General features: G+C 73.3%; 22 protein-coding genes and 2 riboswitches. Of the genes, 10 read left to right on the top strand and 12 right to left on the bottom strand.

From position 1 onward, the window contains the following. Positions 1-12: 12 nt before the first annotated feature. Together CFP66_RS05860 and CFP66_RS05855 are read right to left on the bottom strand one after the other, a co-directional pair. Entirely contained in the window at positions 13-819 is an 807-nt protein-coding gene (locus tag CFP66_RS05860) for a hypothetical protein (RefSeq protein ID WP_094920890.1), read from the bottom strand. 147 nt (positions 820-966) lie between these two features. Further along, entirely contained in the window at positions 967-1,239 is a 273-nt protein-coding gene (locus tag CFP66_RS05855; protein WP_143517128.1) for a hypothetical protein, read from the bottom strand. A 286-nt stretch (positions 1,240-1,525) separates the two neighbouring features. On the opposite strand from CFP66_RS05855, the gene CFP66_RS05850 reads away from it, so the two are divergent. Next, positions 1,526-2,413 (top strand): helix-turn-helix transcriptional regulator, encoded by an 888-nt coding sequence (locus CFP66_RS05850; protein ID WP_233159161.1) that lies wholly within the window; start codon positions 1,526-1,528, stop codon positions 2,411-2,413. A 4-nt stretch (positions 2,414-2,417) separates the two neighbouring features. Here CFP66_RS05850 and CFP66_RS05845 read toward each other — a convergent pair whose 3' ends face one another. Next, positions 2,418-3,257: an SAM-dependent methyltransferase gene (locus tag CFP66_RS05845; protein WP_094920886.1), complete on the bottom strand. Its 840-nt coding sequence runs from the start codon at positions 3,255-3,257 to the stop codon at positions 2,418-2,420. Positions 3,258-3,544: 287 nt separating this feature from the next. Here CFP66_RS05845 and CFP66_RS05840 point away from each other — a divergent pair, with 287 nt between their 5' ends. Further along, the gene (locus CFP66_RS05840; RefSeq protein ID WP_143517127.1) at positions 3,545-3,862 is read left to right on the top strand and encodes a hypothetical protein; all 318 of its coding nucleotides are present in this window, start codon (positions 3,545-3,547) and stop codon (positions 3,860-3,862) included. A 129-nt stretch (positions 3,863-3,991) separates the two neighbouring features. Here CFP66_RS05840 and CFP66_RS05835 read toward each other — a convergent pair whose 3' ends face one another. Continuing rightward, complete coding sequence (locus CFP66_RS05835; RefSeq protein WP_198961246.1) at positions 3,992-4,519, bottom strand: GNAT family N-acetyltransferase; 528 nt, start codon at positions 4,517-4,519, stop codon at positions 3,992-3,994. A 39-nt stretch (positions 4,520-4,558) separates the two neighbouring features. Here CFP66_RS05835 and CFP66_RS05830 point away from each other — a divergent pair, with 39 nt between their 5' ends. The 4 genes from CFP66_RS05830 (at position 4,559) to CFP66_RS05815 (ending at position 8,968) form a co-directional block, all read left to right on the top strand. Continuing rightward, complete coding sequence (locus tag CFP66_RS05830; protein WP_094920883.1) at positions 4,559-5,116, top strand: XRE family transcriptional regulator; 558 nt, start codon at positions 4,559-4,561, stop codon at positions 5,114-5,116. 57 nt (positions 5,117-5,173) lie between these two features. After that, positions 5,174-5,878: an MBL fold metallo-hydrolase gene (locus CFP66_RS05825; protein ID WP_094920881.1), complete on the top strand. Its 705-nt coding sequence runs from the start codon at positions 5,174-5,176 to the stop codon at positions 5,876-5,878. Between the two features lie 184 nt (positions 5,879-6,062). Continuing rightward, positions 6,063-7,598 carry a transcriptional regulator gene (locus CFP66_RS05820; protein ID WP_094920879.1) on the top strand — a complete coding sequence of 512 codons (1,536 nt, stop codon included), beginning with the start codon at positions 6,063-6,065 and terminating at the stop codon, positions 7,596-7,598. A gap of 224 nt (positions 7,599-7,822) precedes the next feature. Beyond that, entirely contained in the window at positions 7,823-8,968 is a 1,146-nt protein-coding gene (locus tag CFP66_RS05815; protein WP_094920878.1) for a VanZ family protein, read from the top strand. Here the strand turns inward: CFP66_RS05815 and CFP66_RS05810 are convergent. The 4 genes from CFP66_RS05810 to CFP66_RS05795 all read right to left on the bottom strand — a co-directional run bounded on the left by CFP66_RS05810 (position 8,935) and on the right by CFP66_RS05795 (position 14,779). After that, a complete protein-coding gene (locus tag CFP66_RS05810) occupies positions 8,935-10,011 on the bottom strand; it encodes a ribonucleotide-diphosphate reductase subunit beta (protein WP_094920876.1) in 1,077 nt (358 codons plus the stop codon). The genes CFP66_RS05815 and CFP66_RS05810 overlap by 34 nt on opposite strands. Then, entirely contained in the window at positions 10,008-12,467 is a 2,460-nt protein-coding gene (locus CFP66_RS05805) for a ribonucleoside-diphosphate reductase subunit alpha (protein WP_233159160.1), read from the bottom strand. Before CFP66_RS05805 ends, CFP66_RS05810 begins: the two co-directional genes overlap by 4 nt. Before the next feature lie 119 nt (positions 12,468-12,586). Continuing rightward, positions 12,587-12,805: riboswitch (cobalamin riboswitch) on the bottom strand. Between the two features lie 52 nt (positions 12,806-12,857). After that, a complete protein-coding gene (locus CFP66_RS05800; protein ID WP_094920874.1) occupies positions 12,858-13,970 on the bottom strand; it encodes a glycosyltransferase family 4 protein in 1,113 nt (370 codons plus the stop codon). Next, positions 13,955-14,779: a hypothetical protein gene (locus tag CFP66_RS05795; protein WP_094920872.1), complete on the bottom strand. Its 825-nt coding sequence runs from the start codon at positions 14,777-14,779 to the stop codon at positions 13,955-13,957. Before CFP66_RS05795 ends, CFP66_RS05800 begins: the two co-directional genes overlap by 16 nt. Before the next feature lie 119 nt (positions 14,780-14,898). Beyond that, positions 14,899-15,072: riboswitch (cobalamin riboswitch) on the top strand. A 144-nt stretch (positions 15,073-15,216) separates the two neighbouring features. On the opposite strand from CFP66_RS05795, the gene metE reads away from it, so the two are divergent. Next, a complete protein-coding gene (gene metE / locus CFP66_RS05790) occupies positions 15,217-17,493 on the top strand; it encodes a 5-methyltetrahydropteroyltriglutamate--homocysteine S-methyltransferase (protein WP_198961245.1) in 2,277 nt (758 codons plus the stop codon). Positions 17,494-17,514: 21 nt separating this feature from the next. Here the strand turns inward: metE and secY are convergent, their stop codons facing one another. Together secY and CFP66_RS05780 are read right to left on the bottom strand one after the other, a co-directional pair. Next, entirely contained in the window at positions 17,515-18,822 is a 1,308-nt protein-coding gene (gene secY / locus CFP66_RS05785) for a preprotein translocase subunit SecY (protein WP_094920870.1), read from the bottom strand. A gap of 178 nt (positions 18,823-19,000) precedes the next feature. Beyond that, positions 19,001-19,411 (bottom strand): hypothetical protein, encoded by a 411-nt coding sequence (locus CFP66_RS05780; protein WP_143517126.1) that lies wholly within the window; start codon positions 19,409-19,411, stop codon positions 19,001-19,003. Between the two features lie 90 nt (positions 19,412-19,501). Between CFP66_RS05780 and CFP66_RS05775 the strand changes: the two genes are divergently transcribed. Then, entirely contained in the window at positions 19,502-19,828 is a 327-nt protein-coding gene (locus CFP66_RS05775) for a DUF1905 domain-containing protein (RefSeq protein ID WP_094920867.1), read from the top strand. A 17-nt stretch (positions 19,829-19,845) separates the two neighbouring features. Here CFP66_RS05775 and CFP66_RS05770 read toward each other — a convergent pair whose 3' ends face one another. Beyond that, positions 19,846-21,429, bottom strand: a complete 1,584-nt coding sequence (locus CFP66_RS05770) for a CdaR family transcriptional regulator (protein ID WP_094920866.1) — start codon at positions 21,427-21,429, stop codon at positions 19,846-19,848. Between the two features lie 116 nt (positions 21,430-21,545). Between CFP66_RS05770 and CFP66_RS05765 the strand changes: the two genes are divergently transcribed. Both CFP66_RS05765 and CFP66_RS05760 read left to right on the top strand, forming a co-directional pair. Next, positions 21,546-22,808 (top strand): FAD-binding oxidoreductase, encoded by a 1,263-nt coding sequence (locus tag CFP66_RS05765; RefSeq protein ID WP_094920864.1) that lies wholly within the window; start codon positions 21,546-21,548, stop codon positions 22,806-22,808. A gap of 76 nt (positions 22,809-22,884) precedes the next feature. Further along, positions 22,885-23,637: an alpha/beta fold hydrolase gene (locus CFP66_RS05760; RefSeq protein ID WP_094920863.1), complete on the top strand. Its 753-nt coding sequence runs from the start codon at positions 22,885-22,887 to the stop codon at positions 23,635-23,637. A 28-nt stretch (positions 23,638-23,665) separates the two neighbouring features. Here CFP66_RS05760 and CFP66_RS05755 read toward each other — a convergent pair whose 3' ends face one another. Then, positions 23,666-25,213: an MDR family MFS transporter gene (locus CFP66_RS05755; RefSeq protein WP_094920861.1), complete on the bottom strand. Its 1,548-nt coding sequence runs from the start codon at positions 25,211-25,213 to the stop codon at positions 23,666-23,668. Position 25,214 lies beyond the last annotated feature (1 nt).

The raw sequence follows: 25,214 nt of genomic DNA, 5'->3' as shown, positions 1-25,214 counted from the left end.
AGCGGGTGTGCCTTACGGGTTCCGGAGATCTGCGGTCGGGTCGGCGGCCGGGTCCACCCGGGTGCCGACCGGGTCGGTGACGTCGGCGCGAGCCGTGGCGCCAGGGCGCGTGGCGTCCTCGCGGCCACGCTCGTAGGCCTGCGCGTGCGCCCGGGCCTGAGGAGCCTCCTGCTCGGCGCGGGCGAGCCAGCGCTCCCACCGCTGCTGCATCGGACGGACCATGCCGCCGCCCACTCCGACGATGAGGATGCCGCCGACGGTGGCCAGCACGGTGATCAGCACCGGCAGGGTGACGGCGATCGCGACGCCGATCTGGCTCAGCGCGGCGATCACGCCGAGGCCGATGATGAACACCGAGGCGATGGTCGCCAGCACGCGGCCGTAGGACAGGCCGCCCATCACGCCGGAGATGAGGTCCTTGACGGCTGCGGCGATCGCGGCCGCCACCACGACGATGATGATCGCCACGGCGATGCGCGGTAGGAAGGCGACGATGCCGGTCAGCATGGCGCTGACCGGGTTCGGCCCGAACACGCCGAAGGCGAGCTGCAGCGTGATCAGCAGCACGGCGTAGTACACGACCAGGGCGATGAGATCGCTCGCGTCGTACTGGGACCGCGCGAGCGCCTGACCGATGCCGCCGCGTTCGACGGCGCGATCGAAGTGGACGCGCTCCAGCACGGTGTTGGTGAGCTTGCGCAGGCCCTTGGCGATGAGCCAGCCGATGAGCAGGATGACGAGGAAGAGCACCAGTTGCGGTACGAAGACCGCGACCGAGCGCATCGCGTCGCCGAGCGCTGCGGCGAGGTTGTCGAACATCAGTACTCCCTGGTCGGTGGATGTCGACATCCCGATTGCCCGTTGGAGCGCGCTTCACACCTGTTTGACGAGTATCTGCCCGACCGGCGGACGCCTGACCGGGTGGTCAGGACGCGTGCGAGGCGGGGACAAGGGGCTGGACGAGCGCTAGAAGCGGTAGCCGCGGGCGCTGCGCCTGCGGCGGTGAGCGGCGTCGCGCTCGGCGCAGGCGCGGCAGAGTTCGCCGTCCGGCGCGACCATCGGCGCCGGCGTCACGAGGTGACCGCAGACCGCCGAGTAGTAGCCGCCGCGCTGGGTGGCGGCCATGGCCAGTTCCCCGTCGGGGACGGCGTGGCTGCGGCCGTCCGCGACGCAGGTGACGGAGATCGTGCAGGCGTCCCCGAGCTGGGACGACGCCGGTCGCTCACGCGGTCTGCTCACGGTCCCCACTCCGCCACAGGTGCATTTCCGGATGGCGGCTGTCCGCTCGCCACCCCCCGCATCCAGTCTGTCGCTCTCCGATTGCATCCGCAAGGCTTGGGTGCATCCAACTTCTGCAACTCGGCGGTGCAAGCTACTGGTGCACGTACATCTGCACGTTCATGCGCGAGTCCCAAGGAAGGCGACGGCAGGACGGGCAGGAGGCGATATGCTCCCGGGGTCCGGCGCCGCAGCGCCCGTCGCCGGTCCTTCCTGGGGGTGAGCAGTGCGCGCAGATCCACCGCCCGTGTCCCGGTCCGCGCAGCTCCCGATCGATCCGAACCAGCACGGCGGGCCCACCGTCCTGCGGATCGTGCTCGGCACGCAGCTGCGCCGGTGGCGGGAGGCCAGCGGGATCACCAGGGAGGCGGCGGGCGAGGCGATCCGCGCCTCCCACGCGAAGATCAGCCGGCTCGAGCTCGGCCGGGTGGGGTTCAAGGATCGCGACCTCGTCGATCTGCTCGCGCTCTACGGCGTCACCGACGAGCAGGAGCGCGAGGAGTTCCTCGACCTCGCCCGCCGCGCCAACGCCCGCGGCTGGTGGCAGCAGCACGGCCAGGTGCTCCCGAGCTGGTTCGAGATGTACCTCGGGCTCGAGCAGGCCGCCAACATGATCCGCACCTACCAGGTGCAGTTCGTGCCGGGGCTCCTGCAGTGCGAGGAGTACGCGCGCAGCGTCATCATGGTGGGGCACCAGGCAGGCGGCGCCGAAGAGATCGACCGCCGGGTCCAGCTCCGGATGACCCGCCAGAAGATGCTCACCGAACCTGGGGCGCCCCGGCTCTGGGCCGTCATCGACGAGGCGGCGCTGCGTCGCCCGTTCGGCGCTCCGCACGTCATGCGGGCCCAGCTGGAGCACTTGCTCGAGATGTCGGCGCTACCCAACGTCACGGTGCAGGTGCTGCCGTTCCGCCTCGGCAGCCACGCCGCCGCGGGCGGGGCCTTCACGATCCTGCGGTTCGCCGAGCCCGACCTGCCCGACATCGTCTACCTCGAGCAGCTCAACAGTGCCGTCTACCTCGACAAGCGCACCGACGTGGAGGACTACCTCGCCGTGATGGAACGCGTCATCGTGCAGGCGGAATCCCCAGTGGACTCCACGGACGCCCTGCACCGCCTGCACGCGGCCATGTGACGGGTCACGGCTTGCGGGCCACTCCGGCGGCGTAGAGCGTGTGCACGCGGCTCTCGGCGGGCGTCAGGTGGTCGGGCCTCCAGTCGTTGGCGTAGACCAGTCCCGGTTCCACCATCTCCAGGTCGTCGTAGAAGCGGCGCTGTTCGGACCAGCTGCGGAACCGGCCGGTGCCGAGCCCGCCCTCGAGGAACGCGCGCTCGAGCTCCTTGGCGCGCGGCTCGTCGTCGTCGAGGAAGTTGCTGATCAGCACGTAGCAGCCGGAGTCCAGCTGGGCGCGGATCCGCGCCGCGACGTCGTAGGCCACGTCGTCGTCGAGGTGGTGCAGGATGCTCGCGGCGATCACGGCGTAGGGCTGTTGCAGGTCGATCAGCTCGGCGGTGCGCGGGTTCGCGAAGATCGACTCCGGTTCGCGGGCATCGGCGGTGATCACCGTGGTGGTGGTCTCGTCGCTGAGCAGCGCGCGCCCGTGGGCGAGCACGAGCGGGTCGTTGTCGACGTACACCACGTGCACGTCCGGGTCGACCGCCTGCGCGAGCTCGTGCACGTTGCCGACGGTGGGCAGGCCCGAGCCGAGGTCGATGATCTGGCGGATGCCCGCCTCGCGCACGAGCCACTGCACGGCGCGGCGCAGGTGGTTGCGGTTGTCCTTGGCCAGCTGGCTGGTCTCCGGGACCGCCTCGTAGAGGGCGTCGGCCGCCCGCCGGTCGACCTCGAAGTTCTCCTTGCCGCCGAGCACGTAGTCGTAGAGCCGGGCGATGGACGGGGTGCCGAGGTCCACATCGGGCGGTGGCGCGTGGCCGTCCGACCCGTCACCGGTGGCCCTCGCGGTCGCCCGATCGTCCATGTGCTCCTCCTTCGACGCCGCGCGACCGGCGAGGCTCGCGCGTGCCGGTCGTGTCGCACAGGGTAGCCCGATCGGGGCGCGAACGATCTCCGCCTGCCGGGGGAAGCGGGCCGTGTGCTCCTGCGGCGGCGCGCAGTGTGAGCCGCAGACCAGGGCCCTCGGGGCCGCGCTCATGTACTTCTCGTGCGCCGGCTGTCGCGGCGACGGTCAGGTGCTTCTCGCAGCGATCATCATCGGGCATCCGTGGGCTCGATCTGCGTGACCTGGTGAACGCTAGGCTCCCGCTCGTGACCCGTCGTCCCGGTATGACCGTTGCGTCCCTCTTCATCGCATTCGTCCTCCTCGCCGGGTGCGGTGGGCAGGGTTCGCAGACCGACTGCGGGCTCGACGGCTGCACCGTCACGTTCCCGCGCAGCGGTGAGGCGGCCGTCTCCGTCCTCGGGGTCGAGGCCCGGCTCGTCGGGGTGCAGGAGGGCACCGCGCAGCTGGAGATCGCGGGCCAGCAGATCAGCGTGCCCGTCGGGGGAGAGACGCAGGCCGGCGGCTTCACGGTCGCGGTCGAGCAGGTCACCGACACCGAGGTGGTCGTGCGGGTCCGCGCCTGAGGACCTGCGGCGGGCCGGGACGACCGGCCAGGTCGAGCCGCGGTGACGGGTGAACGGAACACCAGGGTTCTCCGCCCAAGATCGAACTACGCTGGTGTTCCGCTCACCCGCATTTCCGACCGGACGGGCTCAGCGCGGCTCGGCGGGCGGGTCCGCGGGCTCGGCGAGGACCCGTTGCAGCCAGGCGACGTCGTGCCACCGCCCGTTCTTCCACCCGATTCGCCGGTAGGTGCCGACCGTCTCGAAGCCCAGCGCACGGTGCAGCCCGGCGCTCGCCTCGTTCGGCAGCGTCATTCCGGCCACGGCGGTGCGGTAGCCCCGATCGGCGAGCAGCGCGAACAACGCCTCGTACAGTGCTCGGCCGCCGCCGGTACGGCGGCGGGTGAGTTCCAGGTAGATGCTGGTCTCGCAGGCCCAGCGGTAGGCGGGCCGCGCCTTGAACGGGCCGGCGTAGGCGTAGCCGACGACCCGGCCGCCGTCGTCGGGGTCCTCGAGGGCGAGCCACGCATGGCTGCGCGCGGCTGCGGCGATCCGCTCGGCCATCTCCGCCGCCGTGGGCGGCTCGGCCTCGAACGTGATCGCGGTGTCGGTGACGTACGGCGCGTAGATCGCCGCGCACGCGGCGGCGTCCTCCACGGTGGCGGCGCGGACCTTCATGGCGACGATAATAGCCAGCTTGTCGCCTATAATGGCACCGTGTCCGACGACCTCGGCCCGTCCCTCGCCGCCACGCTCCAGGCGGCCCGGGAAGCCCACGGCCTCTCGGTGAGCGCGCTGGCGGAGCGGGCGGGCGTCTCGCGAGCGATGATCGGCAAGATCGAGCGCGGTGACGCGCAGCCCACCGCAGTCCTGCTCGCCCGGCTGGCCGGCGCCCTGGACATGACGCTGTCCGAGCTGGTGGCCCGCGCCGAGGACGGCGGCGGACGGCTCGTCCGCGCTGCCGACCAGCCCACCTGGACCGACCCGGCCAGCGGGTACCGCCGCCGCACGGTCTCACCGGCCGGCGGCCGGCCGCTCGAGCTGGTGGAGGTCGAGCTGCCAGCCGGGGCCCGGGTCGCGTTCGGAAACGACGTCCATGCGCTGGTCCACCAGCAGATCTGGGTGCTCGACGGGCACCTGCGCCTGCACGAGGGCGACACGGTGCACGAGCTCGACCCGGGTGACTGCCTCCAGCTCGGGCCGCCCGGGCCGCGCGTGTTCGCCAGCCGCACCGACCGGTCCTGCCGCTACCTGGTGGCGCTCACCCGCCGCTGAGTTCCCTGGTGGCGAACACGCATGCCCGCGCGGCCGGACACTCCGCAGGATGACCGGATGGAGATCGTGGACCTCGCACCCGACCTGCGCATGCTGCGCTTCCCCGTCGGCCAGGCGTACGCGCTGCGGGACGGACGGGACGTCACGCTCGTCGACACCGGGCCGCCGGGGGTGGCGGACGCGATCGCCGCTGCGCTCGCCGGTTGGGGTCGGGTGCGGCGCGTGCTCCTCACCCACTACCACTCCGACCACGCCGGATCGGCCCGCGAGATCGCCGGTTGGCCCGGCGTCCGGGTGGCGGCCCACCACGCGGACGCCCGGGTGGTCCGCGGTGAGGTGCCGGGGGAGTGGCCGGACCTCACGCCCGCCGAGCGGGAGCTGCACGCCGTCGTCGCCGCGGGGCTGCCGGACCCGCCGGACGTGCCGCAGGCGCGCGTCGACCTCGACCTCGACGACGGCGACGTCCTCGACGACGGGCTGCAGGTGATCTGGACGCCCGGCCACACCGCGGGCAGCATCGCGGTCCTGCACCCGGCGCGCGGCCTGCTGTTCACCGGCGACATCGCCGCGGAGCGGGACGGCGCGGTGTTCCTCGGCCCGTTCAACACCGACCGCGACCGGGCGAAGACGTCCTTCCGGCGCCTGGCCGGCACCGGGGCGACGACGGTGTGCTTCGGTCACGGCGCTCCGCTCCTCGGAGAGCGCGCCGGCTTGCTGGCCGCAGCGGCGACCGCTGCGGAGGTGCCGGACCCGCTCGGGTGACGCGGGCGAACCGGTGGGTCGCACCGTCCGGCGTCCCGTAGACGCGCGGCCAGACGGACGAACGCCGATGACCAGCCTGCCGGACCCTTAAGGCTTCGCAAAGTCCTCCCGCTCGGTGCGCCGCTTGCCGTGAAAGCTTTTATCGTCCACCTCAGCAACTGCGACGAGGGGGGTGCGGCCGCGGATGACGACGACCGTCGACGGCTCGGGTCTCCGCGGGACCGCGGTCGAGTTCCGCCTCCTGGGCCCGCTGGAGATCGTGGTGGGCGGCCATCCGGTCCCGGTGCCCCCGCGCAAGCAGCGGGTGCTGCTGGCGATGCTGCTGCTGCGCGCGAACCGCGTGGTGCCGGTCCGCGAGCTCGGCGAGAAGCTGTGGGACCAGGAAGCTCCTGCCGATCCGCGCGGCGCCGTGCAGAAGTACGTGATGCGGCTGCGCCAGGCACTGGCCCGCACCGACTGCGTGATCCGTACCGAACCCGAGGGCTACCGGCTCGAACTCCGGCACGGCACGCTCGACGTGGAGTGCTTCGACGAGGTGGTCGAACGGGGCACGCGCTCGGCCGACGCGGGCGATCTGGAGGCCGCATCCGCGAAGCTGGCCGAGGCGCTGCGCCTGTGGCGGGCGGTGCCCCCGATGGCGAACGTCGTGTCCGAGGCGCTGCACCGGGACGAGACACCGCGGCTGGTGGAGCGGTACCTGCAGGTCGTCGAGCTGCGCGTCGAGCTCGACCTGCGGCTGGGCCGGCACGCCGAGGTGTGCGCGGAGCTGATCGGGCTGACCGGTGCTCACCCGCTGCGGGAGCGGTTCTGGGTCCAGCGGATGCGCGCGCTGTACGGCGCCCACCGGCAGGGCGAGGCGCTGGAGAGCTACCGGATCGTCACCCGGATGCTGGCCGAGGACCTCGGGGTCGATCCGGGACCGGAGCTGCGGGCGGCCCACCAGCAGATCCTCAACGGAACCGACCAGCCGGCCCCGGCCGCACCCGCGGTGCGGGCGCCCGCACCGCCCCCGCGCCAGCTGCCGATGGCGACCAACGGCGTGGTCGGGCGCAGGGCCGAGGTCGCGGAGGTCGTCGAGGTCCTCGCCGCCCCGCCGGAGGCCGAGGCGCCGCGGCTGGTCGTGCTCACCGGCCCGGCGGGCGCGGGCAAGACGACGGTCGCCGTGCGGGCCGCCCACCAGCTGGCCGAACACTTCCCCGACGGTCAGCTCTTCGCCGCGCTCGGGTGCGGGGCCCCGGACGTCGACGCCGTCCTCGCGTCCTTCCTCCGTGCGCTCGGCGCCCCGGCCGATGCGGTGCCCGCCGGGCGAGCCGACGCGGCGGCGCTCTTCCGGTCGATGACCGCGGGGCGCCGCGTGCTCGTCGTCCTGGACGGGGCGGCCGACGCCGAGGCGGTGCGGGTGCTGCTGCCCGGCTCGCCGACCTGCGCGGCGCTGGCGACGTCCCGGTGCGAACCGGCCGACCTGCTGGTCTCGCCGGGGGCGCACCGGGTGGCGCTGGGGATGCTCGGCCCCGAGGAGGCGCACGACGTGCTCCGCGAGATCGTGGGCGACCGGGTGCGCGCCGAGCCCGACGGCCTCGCGCGGCTCGTCGCGCACACCGGGGGCCTGCCGCTCGCACTCCGGACGGCGGCCGTGGCGCTGCTGACCCGTCCCGGCCTGTCGATCGCCTCGTACCTCGGGGAGCTCGCCGCGGACCCACCGAGCCGAGCGGCTCCATGATCTGAATGACCTCGGGGACCTGAATGACCTCGGGGACCTGAATGACCTCGGGGACCTGAAGCACCTCGGGGACCTGAAGCCACCTCGGACGGCGAGCGGCGCCCGCCGGCGCGCGTCACCCGGTCGGGTGGTCGGCCCCGCCGCCGCCCGAGCCGGGGGCCCGGCGCGTGGCGCGTCGGCGTACCTTGCGGGCGCGCGGGTCGTCGTGAGGGGGAGCGTCGGGGTTGGGTGACCGGATCCTGCCGGCGGTGATCGCCGTCGTCCTCGGCGGTGTGCTCGCGGTCGTGCTGCTCGTCCCTTACGTGGCCATGGCGTACCGCCGTCGCGGCGAGCTCGGGCCGGGCCGGGCGGTGCTCGCGTTCGCGGTGCTGGTCTACGGGCTCGCGCTCGTCGCCTACGTGCTCCTCCCGCTGCCCCAGGTCGACGCGGCGTTCTGCGCCCGGAACCAGGCGTTGGCCGCCCCGCAGCTCGACCCGTTGCGCTTCCTCGCCGACATCCGCGCCGAGCAGTCCGGCAGCGGCCCGCGGGCCGTGCTCACGAACCCCGCGGTGCAGCAGATCGTGTTCAACGTGGCGCTGTTCGTGCCGCTGGGCGCGTTCCTGCGGTACCTGGGCAGGCGCTCGATCCTCGTCACGACGCTCGTGGGCGTGGCGGTCTCGGTGGCCATCGAGCTCACCCAGTTCACGGGGAACTGGTTCCTCTACCCCTGCCCCTACCGCATCGCCGACGTCGACGACCTGCTCGCCAACGGGCTCGGCGCGCTGGTGGGGGCGATCGGCGCGCCGCTGCTCGCCGCGGTGCCGGGGCAGCGGGCCCGGGCGGTGCACGCGGGGTCGGCGCGGCCGGTGACCGCGGGACGACGGCTGCTCGGCGTGGTGTGCGACCTCATCGCGGTGCAGCTCGTCGGCGGGCTGGTCGGCGCCCCGCTGAACGCGGCGCTGATCTTCGCGGCCGGCGTCGACGTGACCGGCGACGACCGTCTCTGGTGGGTCGCCTCGCTGCAGGCGATCCTCACGTTCTGGGTGCCGGCCGTCGTGCTGCTGGTGCTGCTCCCGCTCGTGGGGGCAGGCGGCACCGCCGGTCAGCGTGCGGTGCTGCTGCGGCCGGCGTCGGCCGACGGGCGCCCGCTCGAGCGCGCCGGGCGGCTCGTCCGGACGTTGGTCGGGACCGGCGGGTTCGTGCTGCTCCAGGGGTCCGGTAGCGGGCTCGCAGGGCTCGCGACGCTGTGGGGCGCGGCGAGCCTGGTGGCGCTGTTCACCACGCGGGACCACCGCGGCCTGGGCGGCGTGGTCACCCGGACCACGGTGGTCGACGTGCGCGCGGACGCGCCGGTGCCTCAGTCCCAGTCGAGCCCGCCCCCCGTGCGGTAGTCGACGACGCGGGTCTCGAAGAAGTTCTTCTCCTTCTTCAGATCCATCGACTCGCTCATCCACGGGAACGGGTTCTCGGGCTCGCCGTGAAGCGGCGCCAGCCCGATCTGCCGTGCCCGCCGGTCGGTGATGAACCGCATGTACTGCGCGCACGCGTCGGCGGTCAGGCCGAGGACACCGCGGGGGAGCGTGTCGCGGGCGTAGGCGATCTCCAGCTCGCAGGCCTCGCCGAGCATTCCCCTGACCTCGGCGGCGAACCCGTCGGTCCACAGGTGCGGGTTCTCGTGCCTGATCTGGTTGATGCAGTCGATGCCGAAGTTCAGGTGGATCGATTCGTCGCGCAGGATGTACTGGTACTGCTCGGCGATCCCGACCATCTTGTTGCGGCGCCCGAGCGAGAGGATCTGCGCGAAGCCGGTGTAGAACCACATGCCCTCGAACACCACGTAGAACGCCACGAGGTCGCGCAGGAACGCCCGATCGGCCTCCGGGGTGCCGGTGGTGAAGCCGGGGTCGGCGAGGTGCCGGGTGTACTCGAGCGCCCAGGCGTCCTTGTCGGTGATCGACGGGACCTCGCGGTAGGCGTTGAACAGCTCGCCCTCGTCGAGGCCGAGGCTCTCGCACACGTACTGGAACGTGTGCGTGTGCACGGCCTCCTCGAACGCCTGCCGCAGCAGGTACTGGCGGCACTCGGGGTTGGTGAGGTGCCGGTAGACGGCCAGCACGACGTTGTTGGCCACCAGCGACTCTGCCGTGGCGAAGAAGCCGAGGTTGCGGGTGAGCAGCAGCCGTTCGTCGGGGGTGAGGCCGTCGGGGCTGCGCCAGAGCGCGATGTCGGCCTGCATGGACACCTCGGTGGGCATCCAGTGGTTGCTGCAGGCGGCGAGGTAGCGGTCCCACGCACACCGGTACTTCAACGGCAGGAGCTGGTTCACGTCCGCGCGCGCGTTGATCATGCGCTTCGCGCCGGCGTCCACGGGTGCGGCGCCGCGGTGGATCGTCTCCAGGCCGGTGGTCGGCGTCGTGGTCGGCGTCGTCGTCACTGGCAGGCCTCGCAGTCCGGGTCGTCGATGCGGCAGGCGTCGGGGAGGGGCGCGGCGGGCACGGCGTTGAGCCGCCCGTCCGTGCCGCGCAGCGTGGACTTCTCCACCTGCGTCGCCGCCTGGGTGCGCAGGTAGTAGGTGGTCTTGAGGCCCTTGTGCCAGGCCAGCCGGTACAACTCGTCGAGCGCCCTGCCGCTGGGGGAGGCGAGGTAGAGGTTCAGCGACTGCGCCTGGTCGAGCCACTTCTGCCGCCGGGACGCGGCTTCGACGATCCACCGGGCGTCGACCTCGAAGGCCGTGGCGTAGAGCGCCTTGAGGTCGTCGGGCACGCGGTCGATGGTGCGGAGGCTGCCGTCGAGGTACTTGAGGTCGGCGACCATCGCCGGGTCCCAGAGCCCGCGGGCCTTGAGGTCGCGCACGAGGTGCGGGTTCACCACCGTGAACTCGCCCGACATGTTCGACTTCACGAACAGGTTGCGGAACTGCGGCTCGATCGACTGCCCGACCCCGCAGATGTTGGAGATGGTGGCGGTCGGGGCGATGGCCAGGACGTTGGAGTTGCGCATGCCCCGGGCGACGACCCGCTCGCGCAGGGCGTCCCAGTCCAGGGTGGTGGCGGTGTCGACGTCCAGCGCGTCGTCCTCGCGGGCCGCGGCCAGCAGGGCGATCGAGTCGATCGGCAGGACGCCCCGGCTCCACAGCGAACCGTCGAAGGAGGCGTAGCTGCCGCGCTCGGCGGCGAGGTCGCTGGACGCGGCGATCGCGTGGTAGCTCAGCAGCTCCGCACTGCGGTCGGCGAACTCGACGGCGGCATCGCTCGCGAACGGGATCGCCTGCGTGAACAGGGCGTCCTGGAAGCCCATCAGCCCGAGGCCGACGGGGCGGTGTGCCAGGTTGGACCGACGGGCCTCCGGGATCGTGTAGAAGTTGTTGTCGATCACGTTGTCGAGCATCCGCACCGCGGTCCGGACGGTGCGCTCGAGTGTCGCCGCGTCCAGCCCGTCCGGTCCGACGTGCGCGGCGAGGTTCACCGAGCCGAGGTTGCAGACGGCGACCTCACCCTCGTCGCCGGCAGCGGTGTTGAGGGTGATCTCGGTGCACAGGTTGGACGAGTGCACGACCCCGGCGTGCTGCTGCGGGGAGCGCAGGTTGCAGGGGTCCTTGAACGTGATCCACGGGTGGCCGGTCTCGAACAGCATCGTGAGCATCCGCCGCCACAGCTCGACGGCCCGCACCCGGCGGAACACCCGGATCTCCCCGCGGTCGGCGGCGGCCTCGTATTCGCGGTAGCGGGTGGCGAACGCGGTGCCGTAGAGCTCGTGCAGGTCGGGGGTCTCGTCGGGGGAGAACAGCGTCCAGTCGGCGTCGGCCTCGACGCGGCGCAGGAACTCGTCGGGCACCCAGTTGGCGGTGTTCATGTCGTGCGTGCGGCGCCGGTCGTCGCCGGTGTTCTTGCGCAGGTCGAGGAACTCCTCGACGTCGATGTGCCAGGTCTCCAGGTACGCGCACGCGGCGCCCTTGCGCTTGCCGCCCTGGTTGACGGCCACCGCGGTGTCGCCGGCGATCTTCAGGAACGGCACGACGCCCTGGGACCGCCCGTTGGTGCCCTTGATGTGGGCGCCGAGCCCGCGCACCGGGGTCCAGTCGTTGCCCAGCCCGCCGGAGTACTTGGCCAGCAGCGCGTTGTTGCGGTAACCCCGGAAGATCGAGTCGAGGTCGTCGTCGACGGTGGTGAGGAAGCACGACGACAGTTGCGCGCGCGTGGTGCCGGAGTTGAACAGCGTGGGCGTCGAGGCCATGAAGCGATGGGAGGAGAGCAGCTCGTAGAACTCGCCCGCGCGCGCCTCCCGTTCGTCTTCGCGCAGCGAGAGTCCCATCGCCACGCGCATGAGGAACGCCTGCGGCAGCTCGAACCGCACGCCGTGCTCGTGCAGGAGGTAGCGGTCGTAGAGGGTCTGCAGGCCCAGGAACGTGAAGTCGAGGTCGCGCTCGGGCCGGATCGCGGCCGCGACCCGGTCCAGGTCGAAGCCGAGCAGGGCCGGGTCGGCCAGCTCCAGGGCGACGGCCCGGTCGAGGTAGGCGCGGAAGTAGCGCGGGTAACGGTCCGCCATCTCGTCCTGGCGCGCCTGCTCGCGCGCGCCGGCCAGGTGGGTCAGCGCTTCGGTGCGCAGTACGTCGAGCAGCAGCCGAGCGGTGACGTGGCTGTAGTTCGGCTCGGACTCCACCAGCGTGCGCCCGGCCATCACGGTGGCGAGTGCGAGCTCCTCGCTCGTGATGCCGTCGTAGAGGGCTCGCCGGACCTCGGCGAGCACCGGCTCGGCGGCGACGTCGGCGATGCCCGCGACCGCCTCGGAGACGAGCCGCTCGACCCGGGACCATCCGGGCGGGAGCGCGGCGACGTCGTGGCGGACGACCCGGACCTCGGATGCGGTGGCGGTGGCGGTGGGTGGAGTCACGGCTCTCCTCGTGAGCTCGGCGACCAGGCGTCGGGGTCACGAGGGCACGCTCCGGCAACGGGCGCGCTGAGCGGGCCCGCCCCGGGCCCGTCCCGCGAGGACCCCGGACAGCGCGCACCGGCGGTGCGCGCACCGATGGCAGGTCTTCGGACTCGCGGGCGCGCGCCGGGATCCGGTGCTCCTACTGGCCGTCGCTTCCCGGGTCGGGTGACCCAGTGCGTGGTGACGGCGGTCGTTCCCACTCACCGCTGCGGGGCAGTCCCGGATTCGCACCGGGTTCCCTCTCACGTCGCCGCCACCCGGCCGGGTGGCGGCGAACCATCAGCGCGGCAGACGCTACATGTCGTGGTTGGGTGTGCGGGTGACCCCCACATCCTGTGGCGTGTCGGGCTACCGAGCGGCTTCGTGCGGAGGGCGGGCGGCGAGCCGGAACAGTGTGTCGGTGTAGCGCTGCCAGATCGCCTCGGATGCCGCGGGCCGCACGCCGGCGCGCAGCAGCGCCAGCCGGCCGGGCTCGTGGAGCGTGCGCAGCGCCCGAGCGAGGTCGGCGGCGTCGCCGGGTGCGCACAGCAGGCCGTCGACGCCGTCCCGCACGGTCTCGGGGAAGTTGCCGACGCGGGTGGCGACCACCGGGAGCCCGTTCCAGTGCGCGAGGGCGACGAGCTGCGACGCCGTGGCCGAGCGGTACGGGAGCACGAGCGCGTCGTAGCGGGCGAACAGCGCGGGGATGCGGTCGGCCGGGAGGTAGTCGGGGTGCAGCTCGACGCGGTCCGCGAGGCCGAGCGCGCGCACCGTCGCGCGGGTGCGGGCGACGTCCTCGTAGAACTCGCCGACGATCGACAGCGTGACCCCGGGGACCTCGCGGAGCGCCTCCAGCAGGACGTCCACGCCCTTGTAGGGCCGCACCTTCCCGAAGAACAGCAGGCGGCGCAGGGCCGGGCGGTCGGGTCGCAGATCCGGGCGATCGGTGTCCGGGAGGTGGGGCGGGAGGGGCGCGACCTCGACCGGCCGGTCGGTGAGCCGGAGCAGGGCCGCGCGCTCGCCGTCGGTGTGCGCGATCGCCGCGTCTGCGCGGCGCACGAGCCGGGACAGGAGCACCCGGTCGCCGGGCCGGGGCTCGTGCGGCACGGCGTTCGCGCAGATGACGAGCACCCGTGCGTGCCGGCGCGCCAGACGTGCGATCACCGTGAGGGCCGGCGCCTGGACGGTGGTGTAGAAGACCAGCACGACGACGTCGGACTCCGCGCCCGCGCGCTGGCCGGTCCGCACCCAGTGGAGCGGGTTGCGCCAGGACAGCGGCTCGTCGACGGTGGGGAAGGGGCTCGCCTCGGGGGCGGTCAGCGGGTGGCGCTGGGCGGGGAGCAGCCGGGCGGGGCCCTGTCGGGTCCAGGTGCGTACGCGGACGTGGTGGCCGTCGGCGGTCAGCCGGTGCGCCAGCTCGGTGGTGAGCAGCGGGATCCCGCCGCGCCACGGGAAGGCGGGGCCGATCAGGGTGATGCGCACGCGTCCTCGCGGGGGTCGAGGTCGTGGCACAGCACCGCGGTGGCGTCGTCGGAGACCTTGGTGCGCGGCCAGCGGGTGGCGTCCGCGTCGGCGCGCTCGGCGGCGCGGACCCGGGCGAGGAGCGCGTCCGGGCCGTCGGAGGCGAGGAGTGCCAGGACCCCGGCCCAGCCGGTCAGGCCGAACGGGTCGACGGCGCGCGCGGCGCCGTCCGAGAGGAGCGCGACGTGGGTGAGGTCGCGGAGCGGCACCTCACCGGTCAGCGCGTGGTCGGCCGCGGCGTGGTCGGCGGCTGCGGTCCAGTACCCGCCCGGCCGGTTGCGCTGCGCGATCTCGGCCCGCTTCATCGAAACGAGCGCGGCGGCCCGCGCGTCGGACCCGAGTGGCAGCCGCGCGGCTGCTGCTCTCTGCGCCCGCGCGGCCTCGGCCACCCGCTGGTCGGACACCACGTGCTCGTCGCCGAGCACGAGCGACACGTCCCCCAGCACGGCGTAGCGCAGCAGCCCGCCACCCACCCGCACGACCCCGACCGCGGCGCACGGTGTCGCGGGAGCGCCCAGGTCGCAGGTCCCGGAGTGGCGGGCCGCGGTGCGGGCGATCCCGGCGCGCAGGGCCTCGCGGGGTGCCGCGTCGCCGGCGTCGCGGACGTCGCGGGCGAGCTGTGCGGCGAACCAGGCCACGCCGTGGACGCAGTGCGTCTCGGTGCGGGCGGTCAGCCCGTCCACGACCACGGCGGTGCCGGCATCCGCGACGGCGTGGTCCTCGTTGGGCCGGTCGGCGGATCCGGGCAGGGTGGCGATCCGGACGCGCACGTGCGGACTCCTGGCGGTCGGAGGGCTCGCTGGAGTGTAGCGACGGCCGCTCGGTCGCCTTCCCGGGTTCCTGCGTGGAGGGGGCTAGGGTGGCCCTGCTGGCGGTTCGTCCCGGGCGCCGGTCGTGGTCCGGGACGAGGCAAGAGGGAACCCGGTGGGAATCCGGGACTGCCCCGCAGCGGTGAACGGGAACGAACGTCGTCAGGAGCACTGGGTGGGCATCCACCCGGGAAGCGGCGGCAAGTAGGTCTTCTCCATCAGGAGGAGGTGCCCGCGAGTCCGAAGACCTGCCGCCGGTGCGCGCGCCGCCGGCGTGCGCTGATCCGTGGCCTCGTGGGTGGGCCGGGCGGACCGGGCCGGACGCCGTGCCGCCCGGGTGTCGCTGCCCGTCCTCCTGCCGGTCCCGGGTCCTCGGAACCGCTCGCGAGGAGAGAGCAGTGCCAGAGAACAAGGTCCGCCCGATCGGCCCCACCGTCCTCGGCTACCCGCGCATCGGGCCGCGCCGGGAGCTCAAGCGCGCCCTCGAGCGCTACTGGTCCGGCGCCACGAGCGCAGGCGATCTGCAGGCCGTGGCCGCCGGTCTGCGCCGCGACACCTGGCGGGAGTTGTCGGACGCCGGGCTGGGCTCGGTGCCGTCCGGCACGTTCTCGTTCTACGACCAGGTGCTGGACGCGGCGCGCACGGCCGGGGCGGTGCCCGAGCGTTTCACCGCGTTGGGGCTCGACCCGCTCGACGAGCTCTTCGCGATGGCCCGCGGCTGGGACGGGGTGCCGGCGCTCGAGCTCACGAAGTTCTTCGACACGAACTACCACTACCTGGTCCCGGAGGTGGCGCCGCAGACGCGGTTCGCGCTGCGCGACCGCAAGCCCCTCGACGAGTTCGTCGAGGCGCTGGCCGCCGGCGTTCGGACGCGGCCCGTCCTCGTCGGGCCGGTCACGTTCCTGCTGCTCGCCAAGCCCGCGCCCGGCTCGCCGGCCGGCTTCGCCCCGCTGGAGCTGCTCGATCCGCTGCTGGACGTGTACGCCGAGCTGCTGGCCGAGCTCGCCGCGGCCGGCGCGGAGTGGGTGCAGCTGGACGAGCCCGCGTTCGCCGCCGACCGCAGCCCGGCCGAGCTGGACGCGCTGCGCCGGGCGTACGCGCGGCTCGGCGGTCTCGCCCAGCGGCCCGCGCTGCTCGTCGCCGGGTACTTCGGCGACCTCGGGCCCGCGCTGCCGGTGCTCGTCGAGGCGCCGGTCGAGGCGATCGCGCTCGACCTCGTGGCGGGCGCGGCCGACGCCGACGCTGCCGCGGCCCTGCCCGGCCTGCGGGACAAGACCGTGCTGGCCGGCCTCGTCGACGGGCGCAACGTGTGGCGCACCGACCTCGACGACGCGCTGGCCCGGGCCGCGACCCTGCTCGGGACGGCGGGCCGCGTGGAGATCGCGACGTCCTGCTCGCTGCTGCACGTCCCCTACGACCTGGATGCCGAGGGCGGGCTCGACCCGGCGCTGCGCGAGCGGCTGGCGTTCGCGCGGCAGAAGGTGGGCGAGGTCGTGCTGCTCTCGCGCGCCCTGCGCGAGGGCCGCGAGGTCGTCGCCGCCGGGTTCGCCGCGAGCGCTGCCGGACGCGCATCCGGCGCCCGCGACGACCGGGTCCGGGCTCGCCTGGATGCGCTCGGACCCGACCACTACCGCCGTGCCCCGGCGCCGGACCGGGCGGGCGTGCAGCGCCGGCAGCTCGCGCTGCCCCCGCTGCCCACCACCACGATCGGCTCGTTCCCGCAGACTGCGTCGATCCGCGCGGACCGCGCGGCACACCGCGCCGGGCACCTCGACGACGCCGAGTACGACCGGCGGATGCGGGCGGAGATCGAGCGCGTGGTGCGACTGCAGGAGGACATCGGGCTCGACGTCCTCGTGCACGGCGAGCCCGAGCGCAACGACATGGTGCAGTACTTCGCCGAGCACCTCGACGGGTTCGCCACCACAGAGCTGGGCTGGGTGCAGTCCTACGGCAGCCGTTGCGTGCGCCCCCCGATCCTGCACGGCGACGTCTCGCGCCCGGAACCGATCACCGTCGGCTGGTCCAGGTTCGCGCAGTCGCTCACCGACCGCCCGGTGAAGGCGATGCTGACCGGACCGGTGACGATCCTGGCGTGGTCGTTCGTGCGGACCGACCAGCCGCTCGGGGACACCGCGCGCCAGGTCGGCCTGGCGTTGCGCGACGAGGTGCACGACCTGGAATCGGCAGGCCTGCGGATCGTGCAGGTCGACGAGCCGGCGTTGCGCGAGCTGCTGCCGCTGCGGGCGACGGACCGGCCCGCATACCTGGACTGGGCGGTGGACGCGTTCCGGATCGTGGTCGGTGGTGCCGCGGACTCCACCCAGGTGCACACGCACCTGTGCTACTCGGAGTTCGGCGACGTCATCGGGGCGATCGACGCGCTCGACGCCGACGTCACGACGGTGGAGGCGGCCCGGTCGAAGATGGAGGTGCTCGCCGACCTGGGGCCCGGCGTGCCGCGTGCGCTCGGACCGGGGGTGTACGACGTGCATTCCCCGCAGGTGCCCGACACCCGGGAGATCCGAGCCCTGATCGCGGCCGCGCAGGAGTGGGTCGACGCGTCCCGGTTGTGGGTCAACCCCGACTGCGGTCTGAAGACCCGCGGTGAGGCTGAGACGACGGCCGCCCTGCGCAACCTCGTGACCGCCGCACGGGCGGCCCGCGGCGACTGATCGTGGGCGCCTGGCGCGCGGTCAGCGGAGGAAGCCCTCGTAGCTGCGCTCCATCAGCTGGTTCTCGACGCGTTTGACGGTGTCCAGCGCGACGCCGACGAGGATCAGCACGGCGGTGCCCCCCAGCGGGAGGTTCTGCCCGCCGCCGCCCGTCAGCCCGAGGAAGAGGCTCGGGAGGACGGCGACGACGCCAAGGTACAGCGAGCCCACGAGGGTGATCCGGGAGAGGACGTGGCGCAGGTACCGCGCGGTCGGGCGGCCCGGGCGCAGGCCCGGGACGAAGCCACCGAACCGCTTCAGCTCCTCCGAACGCTCGCCGGGATCGAAGGTGATCCCCACGTAGAAGTAGGTGAAGAAGACGATCAGGGCCGTGTACAGCGCGATGTGCAGTGGTCCGGACGGGTCGGCGAGGTGGGTCTGCACGAGCCGGCCGATCACGCCGGCGTCCTCGCCGAGAACCTGCGTGATCATGCTCGGGACGTAGAGCAGCGAGCTCGCGAAGATCACCGGCACGACTCCGGCCTGGTTCAGCTTGAGTGGCAGGTAGGTCGAGGTGCCGCCGTACATGCGGCGCCCGACCACCCGCTTCGCGTACTGCACGGGGATCCGGCGTTGGCTCTGCTCCACGAACACGACGCTGGCGAGGATCGCCAGGGCGAACACGCACACACCGGCGAACGCGAGCGGACCCGCACTCTCGTAGACGATCTGCCCTTCCGCGGGGATGCGGTGCGCGATCGAGGTGAGCATCAGGACGGAGATGCCGTTGCCGATGCCCTTCTCCGTCACCAGCTCGCCGAGCCACATCAGCAACGCGCTGCCCGCGACCATGACCACGACGATCGTCACCACGGTCAGCGCGCGGGTGTCCGGCACGACCGGGAGCGTGCAGCCGGAGAACAACCGGCCGCGCTCGGCCAGCGCGACGGTGGCGGTGGCCTGCAGCGTCGCGAGGGCGATCGTCAGGTAGCGCGTGTACTGGGTCAGCGTGTTCTGCCCCGACCGGCCGTCGCGCTTCAGCTGCTCGAAGCGCGGGATGACGACCGTGAGGAGCTGCACGATGATGCTCGCGGTGATGTAGGGGACCACCCCCACCGCAAACACCGACAGCCGTAGCAGGGCGCCGCCGCTGAGCAGGTCGAGCAGCGCGTGGACGCCGGGTGACCCGGAGCCTTCGACCTCCTGCACGCACTGCTGGAGGTTGTGGAACGAGACGCCGGGCGCCGGTATCGCCGAGCCGAGCCGGGCGACGGCGACGACCAGCAGCGTCAGGAGGATCTTCCTGCGCAGGTCGGGGGCGGTGAACAGGGAACGGACGACGGAGAGCATGCGGGTCCTCGAGGGGAGACGTGATCGCGCGGACCACGTGGCCAAGGGGGCCTGCCGCGACGGCGGCGGCCGGGGAACGGGGCGGTCGCACGGGCGGCGCGCAGGCGCACGGAACCCGTGGAACGGGCGCGGGTGCGCGCCCGGAGCAGGTACGGCCGCCCCGAGGTCCCCGGGGCGGTCAGGCGGGGCCGGGTGGCCCTCGCGCGCTCCACGCCCAGCCGGCGCCCGCGCGCACGGTGGCGGCATCGTGCGCGGCCTGCCCGAGGCCTCGTGCCCCGGTGGAGTTCGGCAGCAGCGGCTCCGCGGCCACGACGGCGACGTGGCCCGGCGTGTCCGGACCGCTCGGACCGTACGGATCGGCCGCGCCGAGCGCGTCGGCCCCGGTCGTCAGCCCGCTGGGGCCCGCGTCGACCTGCTGCGCGGACACCGCGAGGGACAGGGCGGCGGTCTTGGTGACCGGCACGCCGACCGTGAGGAAGGTTGCGGCCGTGGCGAGCAGGACGAACGCGCTGCCGAACATGCGCCGGGCCGCGGCGAGCCGGTGGGCCACGCGGCGGGCCCGCGCAGCAGCAACCCGCTTCCCACCCACGAGCGTCGTTCTACCAGTACCGGTCCCACGCGCCGGCACCGCGTCGATCGCTCGCTACCCGACCGGACGCGGCCGCGTTAGCGTGATCGCATGGATCTGCAGTTCACCGCCGAGCTGTGGGAGTGGCGCGGGCCGGCCCCCTTCTACTGGCTGACCGTCCCCGAGGACGGCTGCGACCACGTACGCGCGGAAGCGTCGGCGGCGTCGTACGGCTGGGGCGCGATCCCGGTGCGCGTGCGGATCGGCGCCACCGAGTGGGAGACCTCGCTGCTGCCCAAGGGCGGTGGCTACGTGCTGCCGGTCAAGGACGCCGTCCGGCGGGCGGAAGACGTGGACCAGGGCGACACGGTCGCGGTCGCCATGAGCGTCGCGCCCCGCGGTGGCCGGCAGGCGAACGGCACCGGCCCGGCCGGCTGAGCAGGCCCGACCGGGCGTCAGCGGCTCGCCGCGGGCGGCTCCTGGCCGCCGGCGTCGAGCGCGCAGAGCTGGAGCTGGAGCGCGAGCCGGACCTGCGGTGATCCCAGATCCCAGTCGGCCACCTCGCGCATGCGCCGCATGCGGTACCGCAGCGTGTTGGGGTGCACCCGGAGCGCGGCCGCGGTGGCCTTCGGCTCGCCCGCGTGCCGCAGCCAGGTGGCCAGCGTGAGGCGGTAGTCGGTGTGGTGGTCGCGGTCGTGCGCCAGCAGGGCGGGTAGGGGACCGCCGAGCAGGCCGGCCTCCGGGCGGACCGCGGACCGGGCCCGCGCGACGACCACGGTGTCCCAGGCGTCCTCGATCGCCACGAGCGGCCCGTCCAGTGGCTCGGTCCCCAGCAGCGCGCGCAGCTCCGCGGCCTCCGCGCGGGAGCGGGGGAGCTCTGCGCGGGTGGCCGCGACCCCGCCCACCGCGGCCTCGAGCGTCGGGTCGTGGTCGTGCACGGCGTCGACGAGGCCCTGGATCCAGCTCATCGAGCCGGCGGTCTTCGCGCGGCCGTGCGCGCTGACCAGCGCGAACACGCCGCCATCGAGGTCGACGAGCAGTGGCTGGTGCCAGCCGAACCGGCGGGTGATCGACTCCCAGAGGTCGAGGTGCCCTTGCGTGTCGTCGCCGGTGCTCGCGGCGTGCAGGGCGACGACCCGCCACGGCCCGTCGGGCAGCCACAGGCCCTCACCTGCCGGCGTGGTGCCGCGCAGTGCCTCGCGCAGCTGGTCGATCGAGGCACGGCGGGCCACACCGGCCTGGGCGCGCAGGCGCAGCAGGTGCAGCGCGAGCACGGATGCGGCCCTGACGAGCTCCTCCACCCGGTCCGCTGCCACCGGCCCGGCCACCACCGCCCAGATCGAGCCCAGCCACTCGCCACCCGCGCGCACCGGGATGACGAGCCGGGGGAGCGACCCCTTCGGGACATCGGTGATGTAGAGCGGCTCGCTGGTGCGGGCGAGCCTGCGGAAGACCCCGCGTGCGCGGAAGTGCGCCACCACCTCGTCCGGCACGCGGCGCCCCACGATCGTCGACACCCGCGCCGGGTCGACGTGCTCCTGGCGGGCCGAGTGGGCCAGCACCCGCGACTGCGCGTCCTCGATCGTCACCGGCGCGTCGATGATCACGGCGGCTGCGTCGGCGAGTGCGAGCAGCTCGCCGTGCACGCCCGCGTCGCCCAGCGTCGGGGGCCCGGGCCCGGCGGCCCGGTCGAGCACGCCGCGCAGCAACCAGACCAGGTGGGTCCAGGACGCGTGCGGGGCGAGCTCCACCACGGCCAGCCCGGTCCGTTCGGCCACCGCTTCGACGCGGGGGTCCCTGGCGAGCGGGGGCTTGACGACCACGCCGCTCGCACCGGCGGCCGCGGCCCGTCCCACCAGCTCGGCGCCGGCGTCCGCGCTGGTCAGCCCGATGCCGAGCACCAGGTCACCGGCGACCCCGACGATGTCCTCCGCCGGTTCGGCCAGGGTGACGTCGCCGACCGGGGTGCCGTCACCCGCACGGGTGAGGCGGAGGAGGGCAGGGCCGACGGCGTCGACGAGCGCGGCAACCGTGATCACGACCTCATTGTGCCCGCTCCACCATCAGATCGGATCGGTTTGGCCTGATCGCACGAAGACGAGCGCCGAGAACCGGGCGACCATCGAGGTGTCAGGCCTTCGAGAGGAGCTCACGGATGGTTGCCGTCGACACCCACCGCACGCCGGAACGGGTCACCGTCATCGGGGCGGGCATGGTCGGTCTCGCGACCGCGTGGTTCCTGCAGGAGCGCGGCGTGGCCGTCACGGTCGTGGACCGCGAGGGAGTGGCCGCCGGATCGTCGTGGGGCAACGCGGGCTGGCTGACACCCGGCCTCGCCACCCCGCTGCCCGAGCCCGCCGTGCTGCGCTACGGGCTGCGCGCGGTGCTGAGCCCGTCGTCGCCGGTGTACGTGCCGCCGACCGCCGACCCGCGGCTGCTCCGCTTCGCTGCAGGCTTCGCCCGGCACAGCACCGCCGCCCGGTGGAAGCGCGCGATGGCCGCGCTGGCCCCGATCAACGGCAAGGCGCTCGCGGGCTTCGACGCGCTCGCCGACGGCGGTGTGGCGGGCGAGACCGTCGAGGCGAAGTCGTTCCTCGCGGCCTACCGCACCGAGGCCGAACGCGGCGTGCTGCTCGAGGAGATCGAGCACATCCGCGCGGCGGGTCAGGACCTCGAGTTCGAGGTGCTCACCGGCGCCGAGGCCCGGGAGGTGGAGCCGTCGCTCTCCGGCGCGATCGGCTCCGCGATCCGGCTGCACGGGCAGCGGTTCATCGACCCCGGCACCTACGTCCACCTGCTCGCGGACTCCGTCCGGGCGCGCGGCGGGGAGATCCGCGACGGTGCCGCGGTCCGCGCGATCCGCGACGAGGGCGCGACCGGCGTCGTCGAGCTGGCCGGCGGGGACGTCGAGCGCGCCGACGCGGTGGTGATCGCCACCGGTGCCCGGCTGGGGGACCTGGCCCGGCCGTTCGGGGTCCGCACGATCGTCCAGGCGGGTCGTGGCTACAGCTTCAGCATCCCGCTCGAGCACGTCCCCGCGGGGCCGGTCTACTTCCCCTCGCAGCGGGTGGCGTGCACGCCGATCGGCGACCGGCTGCGCGTCGCCGGGATGATGGAGTTCCGCGCGCCGGACGCACCGTTGGACCCGCGTCGGGTCCGCGCCATCGTCGAGGCGGCGCGCCCGCTCCTGCGCGACGCCGACTTCGACGCCAGGACCGACGAGTGGGTCGGGTCGCGGCCCTGCACCCCCGACGGGCTGCCGCTGATCGGCGCCACGCGCTCCCAGCGTGTGTTCGTGGCGGGCGGCCACGGCATGTGGGGCATCACGTTGGGACCCGCCACCGGGCAGCTGCTGGCCGAACGGATCACCACCGGCCGGGCCCCGGCCGAGCTCGCACCGTTCGACCCTCTGCGCTGACCGATCACCGTGGTCCGCGGGAACCGCGGGCGAGTCGTCGTTGACGCCGGCGGTGGCCCACGTTTGGGTCGGTCCCATGACGACGGTGCTGGTGCACGGCAACCCCGAGACCCCGGCCGTGTGGGACCTGCTCGTCGAGTCGCTCACCGCACTCGGCGTCCCCGAACCGGTGCGGCTCGCGCCGCCGGGTTTCGGGGCACCGGTGCCGGACGGGTGGGGCTGCTCCGTCGGCGAGTACCGGGACTGGCTGGTGGCCGAGCTGGAGGGCTTCGACGACCCGGTCGACCTCGTGGGCCACGACTGGGGCGGCGGGCACGTGCTGAACGCCGTGATGGCGCGGCCCGAGCTGGTGCGCAGCTGGTGCAGCGACATCCCGGGCGTCTTCGACCCCGACTACGTGTGGCACGAGCTGGCCCAGGTCTGGCAGCAGCCCGGAGCGGGGGAGGCCGCCGTCGCGGCGATGGCCGCGGCGCCTGCCGCCGCGCGGGCGTCCGGGATGACCGGGCGCGGGATGGCGCCCGTCGTGGCGGAGCGGATCGCCGCCGGGTTCGACGACGTGATGGGCGACTGCATCCTGCGGCTCTACCGCTCGGCGGCGCAGCCGGTGATGGCTCAGCTCGGCGCAGGCCTGGAGGCCGCCGCCGCCCGCCCGGGGCTCGCGGTGCTGCCGACCGAGGACCACATGGTCGGCACCGACGAGCAGCGCTACCGCGCGGCCGCGCGGGCGGGTGCCCGCGTGGAGGTGCTGGACGGGCTGGGGCACTGGTGGATGACCGAGGACCCCGATCGCGCAGCGCGGATGCTCGTCGACTTCTGGCGGTCGGTGTGAACGTCGGCTCCACCGAAGGTTGACGACGTCAGTGGACCGCGTCGGCCGCGGACCCCGCCCCGGCTGATGTGCTGGGGCGGGAACGGAGGAAGAACGCGAGAACGACCCCGAGGGCGCTCGTCCACGTGATGATGATCATCACGTTGTCCAGGGAGGTCACATACACCTCCGTCTGGATCTGCTGGTAGGCGGTCATCGTTCCGATCATCTCGCCGTCCGCGCCCGGACCGAGCGACGGCATCGGGGTGTCGGAGGGGACCATGGCGGAGCGGTCGGCGCTGATCTGCGACTGGTTGATGGTCATGAACGAGGTGAGGATCGCGAGTCCGAGCGCCGCCGAGACGCGTTGCGCGACGTTGTTGAACGCGCTGGCCGTGCCCACGAGCTCCGGTGTGACGGCGGCGATCCCGCCCGTCATGATCGGCATCATGCTCAGCCCCATGCCCACGGCCCGGAAGCAGAGCAGCGCGACGATCTCGCCCTCCGACGTGACGACCGTGAGGTCCCGCATGAGGTAGGTGGCATAGGCCACGATCGACAACCCGATCACCGCGGGCCAGCGGGCCCCGATCCGGTCGTAGATCCGACCGGCCGTCGGCATCAGGACGGCCATGACGAGCGCCTGGGGCATCAGGACCAACCCCGCCTCGAACGCCCCGAGCCCGCGCGCCTGCTGCAGGTACACCGGGATGTAGAACAGCGCTGCGAAGAGCCCCACCGAGAGCACCGAGATCAGCAGCAGGGAGTTGGTGTAGGGCCAGGTGCGGAACACCCGCACGTCGAGGAGCGGGTCCTTCACCTCCAGCTCCACCACCACGAAGAGCACCAGGCTCAGGATTCCGACGATGATCAGGATCACCGTCGGGTACGACGTCCAGCCCCACGACTGCCCTTCCGACAGCGCGAGCAGCAGGGCGGTCAGCCCGCCGGCGATGGTGACGAAGCCGAGCACGTCGAAGCGTCCGGTGGGTTGCGCCGTGAAGCGCGGCAGCAGGAACCAGGCCGCGATCGCCCCGATCACGCCGATCGGGACGTTGATGAGGAAGATCAGCCGCCAGTCGACGTACTCGACGAGGTAGCCGCCGAGCGTCGGCCCGACCGCGGGCGCGACGATGATCCCGAGGCCGTACATGCCCATCGCGGTGCCGATCTTCTCCTTCGGCACGATCTGGTAGATCATCGAGAGGGTCACGACCGGCAGGACGCCGCCGGGGATCGCCTGGATCACCCGGAAGGCGATCATGCTGTCGAGGTCCCAGGCGATGCCGCAGAGCGCCGACCCGGCGACGAACGCCAGCAGGGCGGCGGTGTAGACCAGCTTCATCCCGAAGCGGTTGGCCAGCCAGCTGCTGGCCGGCACCACCACGCCGAGCACGAGCGTGTAGGACGTGGCGATCCATTCGATGTCGTCGGCGGTGACGCCGAAGACGTTCTGCATCTCCGGGATCGCGACGTTGACGATGCTCGTGTCGAGCACCGACATGAACATGCCGGCGATGAGCACCACGAGCGGGAGGCCCCAGCCACCGCTGGTCTGCTCGGCAGGCTTTGCCGGGGCCTCCGCTGTGGTCGACATC

It is taken from the genome of Pseudonocardia sp. MH-G8 (assembly GCF_002262885.1).
In the GTDB taxonomy this organism is placed as follows: Bacteria; Actinomycetota; Actinomycetes; order Mycobacteriales; family Pseudonocardiaceae; genus Pseudonocardia.
The sequence above is the reverse complement of the archived record's forward strand: the minus strand, read 5'-3'. Positions and strand labels throughout refer to the sequence as shown.